This window comes from Microcoleus sp. S13_C3, assembly GCF_036700905.1.
In the GTDB taxonomy this organism is placed as follows: domain Bacteria; phylum Cyanobacteriota; class Cyanobacteriia; order Cyanobacteriales; family Microcoleaceae; genus Microcoleus.
Genome location: NZ_JAUBPT010000194.1, coordinates 1 through 13,798, shown reverse-complemented (window position 1 = coordinate 13,798; position 13,798 = coordinate 1). Strand labels below are relative to the sequence as shown.

General features: G+C 43.5%; 14 protein-coding genes. 5 read left to right on the top strand and 9 right to left on the bottom strand.

Annotated features, from left to right (window positions below):
• Nucleotides 1-84: 84 nt before the first annotated feature.
• From QUA16_RS32355 to QUA16_RS32345, 3 genes are all read right to left on the bottom strand, one after another.
• On the bottom strand, nucleotides 85-861 hold the full coding sequence (locus QUA16_RS32355) for a polysaccharide deacetylase family protein (RefSeq protein ID WP_333108412.1): 777 nt from the start codon (nucleotides 859-861) through the stop codon (nucleotides 85-87).
• Nucleotides 854-1,582, bottom strand: coding sequence for a glycosyltransferase (locus tag QUA16_RS32350; RefSeq protein ID WP_333108413.1), 729 nt, complete (start codon nucleotides 1,580-1,582; stop codon nucleotides 854-856). Before QUA16_RS32350 ends, QUA16_RS32355 begins: the two co-directional genes overlap by 8 nt.
• A gap of 346 nt (nucleotides 1,583-1,928) precedes the next feature.
• On the bottom strand, nucleotides 1,929-2,072 hold the full coding sequence (locus QUA16_RS32345; RefSeq protein ID WP_333108414.1) for a hypothetical protein: 144 nt from the start codon (nucleotides 2,070-2,072) through the stop codon (nucleotides 1,929-1,931).
• Nucleotides 2,073-2,106: 34 nt separating this feature from the next.
• Here QUA16_RS32345 and QUA16_RS32340 point away from each other — a divergent pair, with 34 nt between their 5' ends.
• Complete coding sequence (locus QUA16_RS32340; protein ID WP_333108415.1) at nucleotides 2,107-3,033, top strand: polysaccharide deacetylase family protein; 927 nt, start codon at nucleotides 2,107-2,109, stop codon at nucleotides 3,031-3,033.
• A 316-nt stretch (nucleotides 3,034-3,349) separates the two neighbouring features.
• Nucleotides 3,350-4,798, top strand: coding sequence for a DUF5009 domain-containing protein (locus QUA16_RS32335; RefSeq protein ID WP_333108416.1), 1,449 nt, complete (start codon nucleotides 3,350-3,352; stop codon nucleotides 4,796-4,798).
• 181 nt (nucleotides 4,799-4,979) lie between these two features.
• Here the strand turns inward: QUA16_RS32335 and QUA16_RS32330 are convergent, their stop codons facing one another.
• Nucleotides 4,980-6,041 (bottom strand): hypothetical protein, encoded by a 1,062-nt coding sequence (locus tag QUA16_RS32330; protein WP_333108417.1) that lies wholly within the window; start codon nucleotides 6,039-6,041, stop codon nucleotides 4,980-4,982.
• Between the two features lie 192 nt (nucleotides 6,042-6,233).
• Between QUA16_RS32330 and QUA16_RS32325 the strand changes: the two genes are divergently transcribed.
• On the top strand, nucleotides 6,234-7,280 hold the full coding sequence (locus QUA16_RS32325) for an AAA family ATPase (RefSeq protein ID WP_333108418.1): 1,047 nt from the start codon (nucleotides 6,234-6,236) through the stop codon (nucleotides 7,278-7,280).
• Nucleotides 7,264-7,869 (top strand): HEPN domain-containing protein, encoded by a 606-nt coding sequence (locus tag QUA16_RS32320; protein WP_333108419.1) that lies wholly within the window; start codon nucleotides 7,264-7,266, stop codon nucleotides 7,867-7,869. Before QUA16_RS32325 ends, QUA16_RS32320 begins: the two co-directional genes overlap by 17 nt.
• 194 nt (nucleotides 7,870-8,063) lie before the next feature.
• Here the strand turns inward: QUA16_RS32320 and QUA16_RS32315 are convergent, their stop codons facing one another.
• From QUA16_RS32315 to QUA16_RS32305, 3 genes are all read right to left on the bottom strand, one after another.
• Complete coding sequence (locus QUA16_RS32315) at nucleotides 8,064-8,432, bottom strand: type II toxin-antitoxin system HicB family antitoxin (RefSeq protein ID WP_333108420.1); 369 nt, start codon at nucleotides 8,430-8,432, stop codon at nucleotides 8,064-8,066.
• Nucleotides 8,404-8,673, bottom strand: coding sequence for a type II toxin-antitoxin system HicA family toxin (locus tag QUA16_RS32310; RefSeq protein WP_333108421.1), 270 nt, complete (start codon nucleotides 8,671-8,673; stop codon nucleotides 8,404-8,406). Before QUA16_RS32310 ends, QUA16_RS32315 begins: the two co-directional genes overlap by 29 nt.
• 84 nt (nucleotides 8,674-8,757) lie before the next feature.
• Entirely contained in the window at nucleotides 8,758-10,167 is a 1,410-nt protein-coding gene (locus tag QUA16_RS32305) for a ferredoxin:protochlorophyllide reductase (ATP-dependent) subunit N (protein WP_199292772.1), read from the bottom strand.
• Between the two features lie 23 nt (nucleotides 10,168-10,190).
• On the opposite strand from QUA16_RS32305, the gene QUA16_RS32300 reads away from it, so the two are divergent.
• The gene (locus QUA16_RS32300; RefSeq protein ID WP_333181641.1) at nucleotides 10,191-10,364 is read left to right on the top strand and encodes a hypothetical protein; all 174 of its coding nucleotides are present in this window, start codon (nucleotides 10,191-10,193) and stop codon (nucleotides 10,362-10,364) included.
• A 279-nt stretch (nucleotides 10,365-10,643) separates the two neighbouring features.
• On the opposite strand, the gene QUA16_RS32295 is transcribed toward QUA16_RS32300, so the two are convergent.
• Entirely contained in the window at nucleotides 10,644-12,032 is a 1,389-nt protein-coding gene (locus QUA16_RS32295) for a DUF5331 domain-containing protein (RefSeq protein ID WP_333108422.1), read from the bottom strand.
• 34 nt (nucleotides 12,033-12,066) lie between these two features.
• Complete coding sequence (bchL, locus tag QUA16_RS32290) at nucleotides 12,067-12,933, bottom strand: ferredoxin:protochlorophyllide reductase (ATP-dependent) iron-sulfur ATP-binding protein (protein ID WP_006634709.1); 867 nt, start codon at nucleotides 12,931-12,933, stop codon at nucleotides 12,067-12,069.
• Between the last annotated feature and the right edge of the window lie 865 nt (nucleotides 12,934-13,798).

Below are 13,798 nucleotides of genomic sequence, written 5' to 3'. Positions count from 1 at the left end.
AGGAAAGAGGAAGAAGGAAGGAGCCAGAAGAAGGAAGGAGCCAGAAGAAGTATTTTTACAAATATGAGATGCTCCCTATTTGCTCTAAGGTTGACTGAAGTTGTGCTTAAATTCTGAAATAGAAATAAATTTGCCTTGGGTTTTCAGCTTTGTGAGGTATTTTTCTAGTTTGTCAACCATTTTGCTGCCTGAGTCTTTTTTGACGTAACCGGGTAATTTAAACTGGGAAATATCTGTGAATTCCCAGGGGTGAAAGTAGATGTTCAGATAAGAGTCTGTTTCTAGGGTTAGTTGGGTTGCTAATTCTATCATTGAGAGGGGGAAGTTTTTAAAGCTCAACCAAAATAAGGGAAATCTGATCACAGGAGTGACTGAAATGGGAAGGTTGAGCAGTTTATTCGTATAATATGCAGTTCTGGGTTTAGATAGGTTGTTGTATCTGCCGGGGATGTAAGTTGGATTCATTGATGAGTTGTATTCGTAGCCTGCCTTTTCTATTTCTGCGTCGTCAACGGGCTGAAGTCTTGCCATCCTGAATCCAGTGATTTGAGTATTAGTTATCTGTTCTAAGGTTTGTTTAGATTTCTGTAAATCTTCTAGGCAAAATTGAGAGTGGTAAAAGCCGTGGGAGGCTATTTCATGGCGTTGTGAAATTTCTCTGATTGTATCTGGGTTGTGGAGTGCAAAGTTAGCTGTGACAAAAAATGTGGCTGTAATATCTAATTTTTCTAGAAGTGCAATAATCTTTGACAATCCTCGATTAGAAATTTCAAACTTGATCTCGGATTCCAGGGGTTGACCGTATTCTTCGGGGATGTCAAATTCTTCTATATCAAAGCTCAACAAAATTGATTTATTCATAGTAGCCTGCGCGGTCGTTGGCTCTAATTTTAAATAAGCAGAGGAGCATTTTTAGGGAATCTTTAAATATATTGACTTGAGATTTTTTGTATATGTGGTGCTGGGAAACTTTTGCGGGAATTTCACCAATGGTATATCCTCTTTTTTTGGCTAAAAAAAGCAGTTCCGCATCAAATGAAAAGCCAGTAATTGTTTGGTTCTTAAATATTTCTTCAGCTGGTATTTTGTTAAATCCTTTGAGTCCGGCTTGCATATCTCTATATGGGAGATTCAGAATTTTTCTAGAAATCCAGTTAAATATTTTGCCGGATATTTTTCGGAGTAAGGTAAGATTTCGGAAGTTTTCTCTATCGAGGTTTCTGCAACCAATTACGACATCAAATTCGTCTAATTTTTTGACTAATGGTTCGAGGTGTTCGAGGGAGTATGCTAAGTCGCCATCCATGAAGCAAATGCAGTCGGCGTTGACAGATTCGCTGCCTTTTTTAACGGCATATCCTTTGCCTTGACGGTTGCTGTAAGAAATTAGTTTGATGTGATGTGTGGGGATTTTTTTGAGTTTGTTGTCGAGAATTTGCAGTGTATTGTCGGTCGAGCCGTCATTAACAATGATAAAATTGTAACCATGATTTTTTTGAGAAAATTCTAAAATTATGTCAAAGGTTTGGGCTATGCAATTTGCTTCGTTGTAAACAGGCAGAATTACCGCTATCTTCATCATGGTTGTTGCACCGGGCTTTCGGTAAAATATGCTACCACCTCGGGACGTAAATCACAAGTAAAAAAATTACCGATAAAATTTTACAGGAAAATTTACAGATAAAATTTACAGATAAAATTTCTGGCGGGGAGAGGTATTGTTAACTGCGGAGGAGAAAATTGACTTCAACTTCGCCTTGAAAGTGCAAAGACGAAGTTGGACTTTTTGGAACCTTTGAACAGCGGGCAGTTTCGGGGTTGGAGGGTGCTGTCGGAATTGCTGCGATCGCCCCGCCCATACTGCCTAATCTATCTCAAATGATGATTTTTGAGCAAGGGGACGATCGCCACTCCTCTAGCACCATTTGTCAAGTGTGAACGGGGGTTGCCGGATAAGTGCGATCGATAAAAATTGTATCATGCTGGAGTTGAGCCAGCTTATCTTTACGGAAAACGCGGGCGATCGACAATCTAGATGCTCCCAGCAGCCAGAAAAACCCTCTTACTCCCACCCTAACCTTTTACCTCATGAGGTTGTAATTGTCAATGGTAAATTATTTAGTTAACAAATTGCCGGAGTATTTTCAACAGGGTATTACGCTCCGAAAAAAACGCATTATTAGCTTTTTACTAGCATTTCTCCTAACTTTCATCACTTCTCAAGTAATCTTAGAAATCATCACAGTAGAAATTCCGATTTTCGGCTTTCACGATATTGTTGACCTTCAAAATCCCCAGGAAATACCGCTGCTGCGGCGAGAATTTCCCGGCGACTACAGCCAGCAAAATTTAGAACCTTTTTTAGATTATTTAGTTAGCCATAACTATTGGTTTTTGTCATCCCAAGAGCTTTACGAATATTTCATAGCAAATCCCAAAAAACCGGTGCCGAGTGAATATCGCGATCGCCCAAAAGTCATGATTACTTTTGACGACGGAAATAAAAGCATTTATACGCACTTACTGCCGATGTTAGAAACACTCGAAAATAAATACGGCAAAAAAACCAAAGTAGTTGTATTTATCAACTCCGGCTTCTTGGGCCATCAGGACTCGCTCATAAAAAAGGTAACTTGTCAAGACTTGAGAGACGGAATGCAAAAAGGTTTTTATGATATTCAATCCCACGGACTGAATCACGAAAATTTAACCAAAATTTCTCTGACAGCATTAGACCGAGAATTATCTGAAGATCAAATTAGACTGAGGAAATGTACCCAAGATTTAGACCAAAATCGAACAGTCGCCTCACACATAGCCTACCCGTTTGGCGCTGTCAACAAACAAGTTGACAAATACGTTGCCAAATATTTCTCATCAGGATACTTGTACGACAGTTTAAAATTAAAACTGCGGTTTTTTCCACCCAATAAATACCGAATTTCCAGGTTAACAGTCAATAAAAAACACTCCGCAAAAAGACTCTGCAGGCTAGCTTCAGGAAGCTGGCTGCACAAATTAATTGGCAAATAAGCGGAAGATATTCTATAGCCTTTCGAGCTCTCATATGAGGTACTCATGGGCATAGGGCATAGGGCATAGGGCACATAGGGCATAGGCCTCCGTGGGCATACCTCACTTTTTTGAGAACCGCTATATTATTTTTGAATAAAAAAGATGTGTAGTAATATCCTGTGCCGTAAATTAACCGTTATTCCGATCCGGGCTAGGTTCACCATTATCTATCAAAAAGCGCAAAAACTCCAGTAAACCCGCCCCGGCCGATATCTTGCGGTCAACCCACCGTACTTGATATAAATTAGAATCCCCAACATCAGAGGTAAAAGACATGGTGAAACAAGAAAATAGTTTAGCAGTTGCTGCCGTTTCCCAACGCGCAGACGCCCTGGATGCCCTGCGCGGACTAGCACTTTTAGCGATGGTTTTATCCGGTACAATAGCCCGGAAAACATTGCCGGCGTGGATGTATCACGCCCAACTGCCACCGCCGGATCACATTTTTAATAACAAACTGCCGGGATTAACCTGGGTTGATTTAGTTTTTCCCTTCTTTTTGTTTGCAATGGGGGCTGCGATACCGCTAGCTTTGTCGCGCCGCATCGCCAAGGGATGGGATACAAAAAAAGTGATTTTATCTATTTTGCAAAGAGGATTTTTGTTAGCGTCATTTGCAATATTTCTCCAGCACATTCGCCCGACTATAATTAACCCAGACGCATCCATCCCGCAGAAGTGGTGGATGGCCTTGTTTGGATTTTTAATATTATTTTTAATGTATGTTCGCTGGCCGTCCAGGTGGTCTGTGTGGCGACGGAGCTCCTTAACCCTTGCTGCTTGGAGTGCCGGGATTGGCTTCGTATCTCAGATCAAATATCCCAACGGTGTAGGATTTTTAGTTAGCCGTAGCGATATTATCTTGATGGTACTAGCAAATATGGCCGTTTTCGGCTCGCTAATTTGGTTGTTTACTCGTTCAAATACGTGGTTGCGAGTGGGATTTTTGGGCTTGCTGTTGGCGGCGCGACTGTCTTCTCAGACTGACGGTTGGATTAATTTAGTTTGGCGGTACTCTCCTGCACCTTGGCTGTTTCAATTTGATTATTTAAAGTATTTGTTTTTGGTGATTCCCGGTACGATTGTGGGGGATTTGCTGGGTCGGTGGATAGAGTATTCTTCGCCGGAACAGGCGAGTTATGCTAGCTGGAAGAGTTGGCGCTATTTCAGCATTATGGTTTTGATGTTTGCTGTCAATTTAGTATTGTTAATTGGACTGCAAGCTAGATGGGTATGGCAGACTGCATTAGTGACGGTGGTGCTGTGTTTCTGCGCTTTGGTTTTGTTGAAAAAGCCAGGTAATGTCACGGAAAACTTATTGAACCGCCTTTACGAATGGGGGTTTTATTGGGTTGTTTTGGGTTTGCTGTTTGAGCCTTATGAAGGCGGAATCAAGAAAGATTCAGCGACGATGAGTTACTTGTTGTTAACTGCTGGAATGGCTATTTTGCTGTTGATTGGGTTGATGATAATTATCGATGTGTTTCAAATAAAATGGTTTTTGCAGTTGTTTATTGATAACGGGGTGAATCCGATGATTGGCTATGCAGGATTTGCGAATATTATCTGGCCGATTCTGGTTTTAAGTAAATTGGAACCGGTGATTATTGAGATGACTTCAACCAATCCGTTTATGGGGTTTTTGAGGGGGTTGGGATATACGACTATTCTGGCGTTAATTGTGGTAGTGTTTACCAGGTTAAAACTTTTTTTGAGGACATAAATTTTGAGGTTTGTAGTAAAAAGTTTAGTGCATATAGCAAGCCTTGCAGGAGTCGTAAATTTTTTACCCCACCCCAACCCTCCCCTTAGTAAGGGGAGGGAGTAAGAAATTCACAAATGATTTAGGATTGCTATATTGATTCAAACTAAGGGAGAGGACTTCCGTCCTCTCTACGAACTTATTAAGATTGGAGCGACTTCAAAATACCGCTTTCCAACTGATAAATTGCTGCCATAATCCCGCTTTCAGGATTTGTGAGCAGCGACTTTTTGACATCTTTCAAGTATTCTACAATATGTGCCCGCAAAATCGGTCTTTCTACTTTGACTGTGTGATTGTAATCCCACAAGTCCCAGATGATAATCCCGATGCCGACAATGGGGTCGATTAAACTTACTCCCAACTGACTAGCAACTGTACCGCCTGTTTTTGTGGCTACCTTGGCGGCGGCTTTGCTGGCAACTTTTGCGGTAACTTTACTACCAACTTTAGCTGCTACTCCCAAAATTAAGGGTTTAGCCACTAAGTAGCCGCTGCCCCCAACTAATACTTTTAATGATAAATTCGAGACATTTCCTTTGTCGCTAATTGTGGTGGCAATATCGTTCAGATATTTGTCCCACTGTACTTGCGGTATATTATAATTGTTTTGAACTACTTTCACATTTTTGCTAACTTCGGCTATGTACAAGTTAGCAGTATCTTGAGTGATTAATTGAAATCGCAGTTGAGCGTTTTTGGGAACCAGCACGCGGTTAGCAAATTCTCTTTGAAAATCTTCGGTTAATTTTTCGGAAACAGCACGAGATGCTGCTGTCATATCAAATCTGTTGAGTACGGCAGATTTCACGAAGTTAAAAGGTACGGTAAACTCCATCTTTTTTTGAGTGAAGTAATCAAAGTACCAATCGAGGAAACTATTGTCAACTCTTGCAATTACTTCGGTTTCCCATTTGTCCAATTCTTTGGATGCGAAAGTTTCGGCTGTGATATGGGATTGTTGGATGGCGTTTTTAACGTCTTGGTTGACTTTGCTGAAATCGTGGGGCGGCGAGACTACAACTGCTGTGGTTCCGGTATTTGTTAGTGACTGGGAAATTAGAAAGTTACCTAATAGGGGAATGATGACTACTAAAATTACGATCGTCCAAATCATCGGTGTCACAGTTTTGATAAACTGACCGATAACTCTGAGACGTTCTGTTTTCTCTGAATAGCTAATTTCTTCCTTGTCTTGACTCATGGTGGTTTCTCAACTGATGAGAGTTGGGCTAGTTTCGATTATAGGCGATCGTACTTGCGATCGTGTTACGGGCGCGTGGCCTGGGATTCTGGAAAGGTTGGGGAAAAAGTGCGCCCTTTCATCCCTGACTGTATAATAGTCATAGCCTTAGTTATAGCTCAGGTACTGACTTCCCCAAAAGTATAAAAAAAGATGGTTCAGAAAATAGCTCTATTTAATCAAAAGGGCGGCGTTAGCAAAACAACCACTACATTTAATCTAGGATGGATGTTAGCCACCAAGGGAAAAAGAGTAATTTTAGTGGATGCAGATCCGCAATGCAACCTCACAGAGATGGTTTTGGGGTCTTCAACTAAGCAAGAACTAGACGAAATATATAAAAAAGAACAGAATATTAAATCAGGCTTAGCACCTGCATTTGAATCAAGACCAAAGCTGATTCAGGCTATAGATTGTTTACGAGTAGAGGGGTGCGAGGGTCTGTTTTTGTTGCCCGGTCATGTTGGATTTGCTGAATATGAGATAACATTAGGCATGGCACAAGAGCTAAGTGGTTCAATTCAAGCACTGCAAAACTTACCAGGTTCAATTTCTTATCTTTTGCTAAAAACAGCAAATAAGTTTAACGCAGATTATATTTTGATTGATATGAGTCCAGGTTTAAGCTCAATCAATCAAAATCTACTGATGACCAATGATTTTTTTATACTTCCTACCAGTCCTGACTTTTTTTCATTAATGGCAATTGATTCTTTGGTAACAATTCTACCCAAATTGTGTGCCTGGGCTAAAAAAGCTTCAGAATTGAGGCTGTTGCAAGAGTCTACGTATCCATTTCCCAAAGTAATACCGCGATTTCTTGGGACGGTAGTTCAAAACTATCGAATAGCTAAAGAACCCGCCCCTACTTTTCAGAAGTGGATAGATGCAATTCAAGAAGCTGTTTCCGCTAGATTAGTCCCATCTTTGCAAGAAAATAGGATGCTACTAACCGATGAAATGTATGCCTCTCAAGGAATTGAACATGATTATTGCCTTGCCAAAATTTCTAATTTTAACAGCTTGATTGCTAAGTCTCAAGAGAATAAAACACCAGTTTTTGATCTCACGCCCGATCAAATAGGGCAGCAGGGTATAATTTTAAACAACACTCTAAAAGCACAAGAAAAGTTCAAAACTACTTTTGATGAACTAGCAGATAAAGTTATTGGGTTAACTGCCAATGCAGTCAGCAATTGATCTATTTCGCATCAGTATTGCTCGCGTTCGGGATCTGATTGCTGTGCATAATTCTCTAAAAGCTCAAGCTAGCAGTGTTCTAGATATCTCAGATATACTGAGAGCTGCACTTGTTCTAGCGGTTAGCGCTTTGGACTATTATATTCACGAAGTTGTTAGGATAGGAATGTTCGAAATTCACCGAGGCCAACGTCCTGAACCTCCAGCATTTTCGCGGTTTCAAATTTCACTGGGTAACGCTCGCGCTGGTATAAACGCAGGACAAAATATTGATTCCTGGCTAGAAGATGAAATTCGGCAACGCCACAGCTACAAAAGTTTTCAACAACCAGAAGCTATAGCTGATGCTATCCGGCTGATTAGCGATAAAAAGTTGTGGGAAGAAGTCTCTACTAACATGGGTAGCCCTGCTAGAAGTATAAAACAACAGCTAAGTCTGATTGTCGATCGCCGAAATAAGATAGCACATGAAGCAGATATAGATCCTACATTATCAATAGGCAATCGCTGGCCTATTGATGAACTATTAGTTAATGAAGCGGTTGATTTTATTGAGCAAGTTGTTGAGAGCATACACAACATTTTGTAACCCGCGACGATAAAATAAAAAAGCGATCGCACTCTTCATCCGCGTTAATCCGCGTTAATCTGCCTGCATCAGCGGTTCATAAAAAAATAAAAAAGCGTGAAGCGAAGCTATCCCGTTCGCGAAGCGGGCCCGTTGCGGTAGGGAATCGCCCTTGAAGCGTGCCTCAAACTCGATCGTCCTTATCTGATTATCTTTTAACCTGCTTTACTTAACACAACCAGAATGTACTGGTCAAGACTAACTCCTTCCCTTTCCGCCTTTTCTGCTAAACTCAAATGTAGAGATTTAGGAATCTGTAAAGATAGACTTCCGCTATACTCAATTTCCGTTGTAGGTAAAGGAATCTCATGTCCGCACTCATAAGCAGTCTCTATCCACAATTCCCTAGCTTCCTCAATGTTCTCCATTGCTTCTGACAAAGTTTCTCCTACAGACATACAACCTGGAAGGTCTTTGATGAGGACTGTATAGCCTCCTTCTGGATCTGGGTAAAAACTTATAGCATATCTCAGGCTCAAGTAATATTCTAAAGATTTATTCTTCACTTCTATCTTCTGATTCATTGCTCCATTCCTCCAGTTTCAATAGCGCAACAATTTGCTTTACATATATTCCTTTTACCTTTTGACCGCCTTTTTTAGGAACTGTAATATTTAATCCATCAGCATTGACAAAAGTATGGTGACTTCCTTTCGATCGCTTTTCTTCAAATCCAAAAGCTGTTAGAATATAGCACACATCGTCAAAGCGCACTTCTGGTGGATTTGCTAAAAATTGTTCTACCAGTTTTCCTAACTTGCCCATGAAGTTTTACAGATGCTTGTACTATTCTAATAAACAAGGGTGGGCAATGCCCACCCTTGCTAGGAGTCCGGTGAAATTCAAAAATTAAACCTTCGCTTCATTCTTCACCAAATTACCCCAACCCAAATCCTTCAGCGAATTATTCCGGCGCAGCGGACGAGTCACCAACTCCAAAATATCCCGCGCATTACCAAAGCCGTGAATCTGAGCAAAAGTAAACTCAACTGACCACTTAGTATTAATTCCCCGCGCTTCCAAAGGATTAGCGTGAGCCATACCAGTAATCACCAAATCAATATTCTGCTCGTAAATCCGCTGCAACTGATTGTAATTGTCTGGTTTTTCCACAATCCGAGGAGTAGGAACTCCCATCTCGTGACAAGTCTTTTCTAACAAAGCCAATTCAGCCGCCTGATAGCGCTTGTCCATGTAAGGAATCCCAATTTCCGGGCAAGTCATGCCGCAGCGAATCAAGAAACGTGCTAAAGAAATCTCTAGCAAATTGTCTCCCATAAAGAAGACAGATTTGCCACGAATTATTTGCAGGTAATCTTCCAAACCAGCCCAGATTTGCGCTTCCCGTTCGTCCAAACCTTTTGGTTCAATTCCCAACACTGAGCAAATCTTTTCAATCCAAGCGCGAGTTCCGTCAGGGCCGATCGGGAATGGCGCACCAATTAGCTTACACTTGCGGCGGCGCATCAACGTAGAAGCAGTGCGCGACAAGAACGGATTCATGCCCGATACATAATAGCCTTCTTCCAATACTGGCAATTCAGTGTAGCGCTTGGAAGGAAGCCAACCGGAAACTTTGATTCCTTGCTTTTTCAATTCTAGAGTTAGCTGAGTCACAACCGGATCGGGCAAAGAACCAAAAAGTACCAGCGGCGTGTGCTTGACATATTCCGATTCATCTGCTGCAACTTCCTCTTTTTTCTTGCCGAAATTCAGCAGTTGAGAGATAGCATTGCGTTCTTGTTTCTGAGATTCCATCACGGGCGCTTTCTCAGGGCATTTAGCAGCCATCGCTGCTAAAACGGTATCTTCCCCTTGAGTAAAAGCGTAATCCAAGCCGTTAGCGCGCGCTGTGACGATGGGAATGCCAATTTCTGCTTCGAGTTTCGGTGCTAACCCTTCCAAGTCCATTTTGATGATTTCGGTGGTGCAAGTGCCGATCCAGACAATTACACTGGGGTTACGATCGCGCTTAATTTGCAAGCACAGCCGCTTCAACTCATCATAATCGTTTAACTGAGCGGAAATATCCCCCTCTTCCAACTCCGCCATCGCATAGCGAGGCTCAGCAAAAATCATCACGCCCATTGCGTTTTGCAAGAAATAGCCGCAAGTCTTAGTACCAATGACCAAGAAAAAACTATCTTCAATTTTTTGATAAAGCCAAGCTACGCAGCTAATCGGACAAAATGTGTGATAATTGCCTGTTTCGCATTCAAAGTTTAAAGCTTCCGGTTCATTAGTAGTAATAGCAGTCATATCTCAAATCTTCTCCATTTAAATTGTTTTTCGTCTCGAACAGGACTTGCGGCGGAGCGAGGAAACACCTGGATTTTGCGATCGTCTCGGTGCGATCGTGGACGAGAGAAATAGGCTGTTTTTCCTCTCAAACGCGAACAGGCGCAGTGGCGAGAAAACACTTGTTTTGTGCGATCGCGACGCACAGCGAACAATAAATAGAAATACCTATTTTGGGGCTAATTCCTGTGAAAAATAGATGCAGCCCACTCACTATATCCGCAGCCGCAGCATCCAAAATTTGAGCTAGAAAATTCTGCGCGAGGGCATACAATCCCTCACAGCAGGGATTTAGTGTTCTTCAACTCGCTCGCGGGAAAAAGCCTTTTGGCAGTTGTGAGTTGGAGCTCATTAAAAATTAACAACTCGCAACTCACAACTCACAAATAGAGCGGGAAACTTCAAGACTAGAAGAGATGCGGGCGATCGCAACAACCTCACTTAAAATCAGATAAAAAGCCGGAAATTTCTTCATCCTCATCGTCGGAATCCAAATCGCCGAGACCTAGAGCATCTAAATCATCTTCGTCAGGATCTCCGGTAGTTGCTTCCCCCAGATCGTCGAGTCCGAGCTCGTCGAGGTCATCGTCATCAGATACAGAGAAATCGTCAATACCGTCATCGTCCAAGTCGCCCAGATCCATGTCTAGGTCATCTGAGGTCGCTGTCCCAAAAGGATCGGGTATTTCTTCGGCGACAAACTCTTCATCTTCTTCCCCAAACGGATCGGAAATCCCCGATTCGAGATCTCCAGAGGTCAAAGTCCCAAATTGTGAGGCTTCTTCCTCGTCATCGCCCAGGTCGAGACCGCCCAAAGCCAAGGCTTCTTCCTCGTCATCATCGCCGAGGCCAAAACCGCCCAAAGCCGAGGCTTCTTCTTCCTCGTCATCATCGCCGAGGCCGAGACCGCCCAAAGCCAAGGCTTCTTCTTCCTCGTCGTCGCCCATATCAAAGTCAGATACGGCGTCTTCCTCATCGTCGCCCATATCGAAGTCAGATACGGCGTCTTCCTCATCGTCGCCCATATCGAAGTCAGATACCGCGTCTTCCTCATCGTCTTCGAGACCGAGACCGTCCAAAGCCGAGGCTTCTTCCTCGTCATCGTCCATGTCGAAGTCGGAGACCGCTTCTTCCTCGTCATCGTCCATATCGAAGTCGGAGACTGCTTCTTCCTCGTCATCGCCCAGGTCGAAATCAGAGACTGCTTCTTCCTCAAACTCATCGAAGGATTCGTCGTCGGAGCTCAGTGCTGACGCAGCAGCAGCCAGACCGGCGGCTCCCGCGACTCCCGCGACTACTCCGGCTGCTGCTAAGGCAGCACCGCCCAATTTATTAGATTTGGCATCAGCGGGTGCAGCAGTTGCAGTTTGAGCGGCTGCGGGTGCAGCAGTTGCAGTTTGAGCGGCTGCGGGTGCAGCAGTTGCCTTTTGAGCGGCTGCGGGTGCAGTAGTTGCAGTTTGAGCGGCTGCGGGTGCAGTAGTTGCAGTTTGAGCGGCTGCGGGTGTTGGAGATGTGCCGATCGTCTGCGGCACGATATTTGAGGGCATACCCAGCGCGATGTCCGGGTCAAAATTTAGCCCCAACACTTCGATCAGGCTGTCTGCATCCGGCTTGAGTTTTGAGAAGGGCAGCATTAGTTGCTGGAGTTCCGGCTCCAGGGCAGCCGCAATTCCCAGGATGAGGTAAGAAACAGGCCTTTTCCCGCCGTCGGGTGTGGCGACCGTGTTGTCAGCCGTCATGTGCAGGAGCAGCCAAGCCCGATTTACCTGGTAGTAGTCCAACCACTTCTGTTTGAGAGCAACTGAAAAAGTATCAAAAAAAGCCATAACCTCTTTATCCTCATCCTGATCGCTAGACCTATTAAACCATCATCAGGTCTAGCTCATCTTCCTCCTTCTTGACCACCGGTTGCACTGGATTTAGATAAAAATCTGAAAGTAAGGCGAATAATTCGCGATCGGGCGTGTCGTTGGGCACTACTCCTTCGGGCATTGCCAAAATCTGGTCAGCGATGTTGAGGTAGTAATCGCAGACGTAGTTGAGGGAAGGATCGCTTTCGGCCATCTCAAACAATGTTTTGCCTTTGACGCGAGAAACTCGGATGTCTTCAATCAGGGGCAGCACTTCCAGCACCGGCATGGGTACAGAGTCAATGTACTTGTCGATCAAGTCGCGCTTTGAGGTGCGGTTGCCAATTAAACCAGCGAGCCGCAACGGGTGAGTGCGGGCTTTTTCGCGGACTGAGGCGGCGATGCGGTTGGCTGCAAATAAAGCGTCGAACCCGTTGTCGGTAACAATCATGCAGTAATCGGCGTAGTTTAAGGGGGCTGCAAAACCGCCGCACACTACGTCACCGAGCACGTCGAACAGGATGATGTCGTATTCGTCGAAGGCATTGAGTTCTTTGAGCAGTTTGACGGTTTCGCCGACTACATAGCCGCCGCAGCCAGCTCCTGCGGGAGGGCCGCCTGCTTCTACGCAGTCAACGCCGCCGTAGCCTTTGTAGATGACATCTTCTGGCCAAACGTCTTCGTAGTGATAGTCCTTTTGCTGAAGGGTGTCAATAATTGTGGGGATCAAGAAGCCAGTGAGGGTAAATGTGCTGTCGTGCTTTGGATCGCAACCGATTTGCAAAACTTTCTTGCCGCGCTTGGCTAGGGCAACGGAGATGTTGCAGCTTGTTGTTGATTTGCCAATTCCACCTTTTCCGTAAACTGCTAATTTCACTCTTGGTTCTCCTATAGGTTTCTATCAAAACGATGAGGGCTGGGGTTTCATGCTTTTTTTCGATCGCCCAATTGCCATAGCCCAATTGCAATAGCCCAATTGCCATGCCGTTACTGTCAGTCGATTGGAGATTTCAGATTTGAGATTAAAGAATGGACTCCACAGATGAATCTGGGGCTTCTCTCTAAGTAAAATTTTCGATCTCGACGACTTTTGTTTGGGGCTTGTATCCGTCTTTGGGTTAGGCCAATTTTGGACTCGGCCCTTAGTCACCTCGTTGAAAGCATTATTAGCTAACTTGCGATGAAAAGAAAGGGGGCGTCTAAATGAAAATGCTAGTAAATTTGTTTATTTTGCATCTTTGGGAATCTTAACTGGTTTTTTGACATAAAAATCTATTTTTAGATTATTTTTATATTTTAAATTAATTTTAGTATACTTTTTTAATATAAAGAGGTACAAAAATAAAACAAAAATTAACTTCTCAAACAATCTGGGCTTTTGGCTTTGGGGCTAGGATGCACGCAGTTGATGGCTTGTGGCGGTAACTTGAACGGGCACAAAGGCGCTAGTGGATGAGGCAAACTCGAAGTGAGTTCGGATCAGTTGGGTCAGGGGAGGACAAAGTTATGGGATTTGAGATTTGAGATTTGAGATTTGAGAGAGGGAAAGATTGACTTTGCTGGGGTTTCTGGTGTTTTGTAAAAAATTGTGAATTTTTAGGAAATGGTGGGGAGTCGGACAGTGGGGAGTGAGTCGGGAAGAGTAATCTCCAGGACGAGTTTTTCTTAGACATTTCCCGCCATAAGGCAGACAATTGATGTAGACTGAGATAATTCACTCAAAAAACCCAATATGTCCACAT

What these genes read in the sequence shown, in the direction of transcription:
- QUA16_RS32355 (WP_333108412.1), bottom strand. Translation starts at nt 861, where the DNA reads ATGAATAAATCAATTTTGTTGAGCTTTGATATAGAAGAATTTGACATC.
- QUA16_RS32350 (WP_333108413.1), bottom strand. Translation starts at nt 1,582, where the DNA reads ATGATGAAGATAGCGGTAATTCTGCCTGTTTACAACGAAGCAAATTGC.
- QUA16_RS32340 (WP_333108415.1), top strand. Translation starts at nt 2,107, where the DNA reads ATGGTAAATTATTTAGTTAACAAATTGCCGGAGTATTTTCAACAGGGT.
- QUA16_RS32335 (WP_333108416.1), top strand. Translation starts at nt 3,350, where the DNA reads ATGGTGAAACAAGAAAATAGTTTAGCAGTTGCTGCCGTTTCCCAACGC.
- QUA16_RS32330 (WP_333108417.1), bottom strand. Translation starts at nt 6,041, where the DNA reads ATGAGTCAAGACAAGGAAGAAATTAGCTATTCAGAGAAAACAGAACGT.
- QUA16_RS32325 (WP_333108418.1), top strand. Translation starts at nt 6,234, where the DNA reads ATGGTTCAGAAAATAGCTCTATTTAATCAAAAGGGCGGCGTTAGCAAA.
- QUA16_RS32320 (WP_333108419.1), top strand. Translation starts at nt 7,264, where the DNA reads ATGCAGTCAGCAATTGATCTATTTCGCATCAGTATTGCTCGCGTTCGG.
- QUA16_RS32315 (WP_333108420.1), bottom strand. Translation starts at nt 8,432, where the DNA reads ATGAATCAGAAGATAGAAGTGAAGAATAAATCTTTAGAATATTACTTG.
- QUA16_RS32310 (WP_333108421.1), bottom strand. Translation starts at nt 8,673, where the DNA reads ATGGGCAAGTTAGGAAAACTGGTAGAACAATTTTTAGCAAATCCACCA.
- QUA16_RS32305 (WP_199292772.1), bottom strand. Translation starts at nt 10,167, where the DNA reads ATGACTGCTATTACTACTAATGAACCGGAAGCTTTAAACTTTGAATGC.
- QUA16_RS32295 (WP_333108422.1), bottom strand. Translation starts at nt 12,032, where the DNA reads ATGGCTTTTTTTGATACTTTTTCAGTTGCTCTCAAACAGAAGTGGTTG.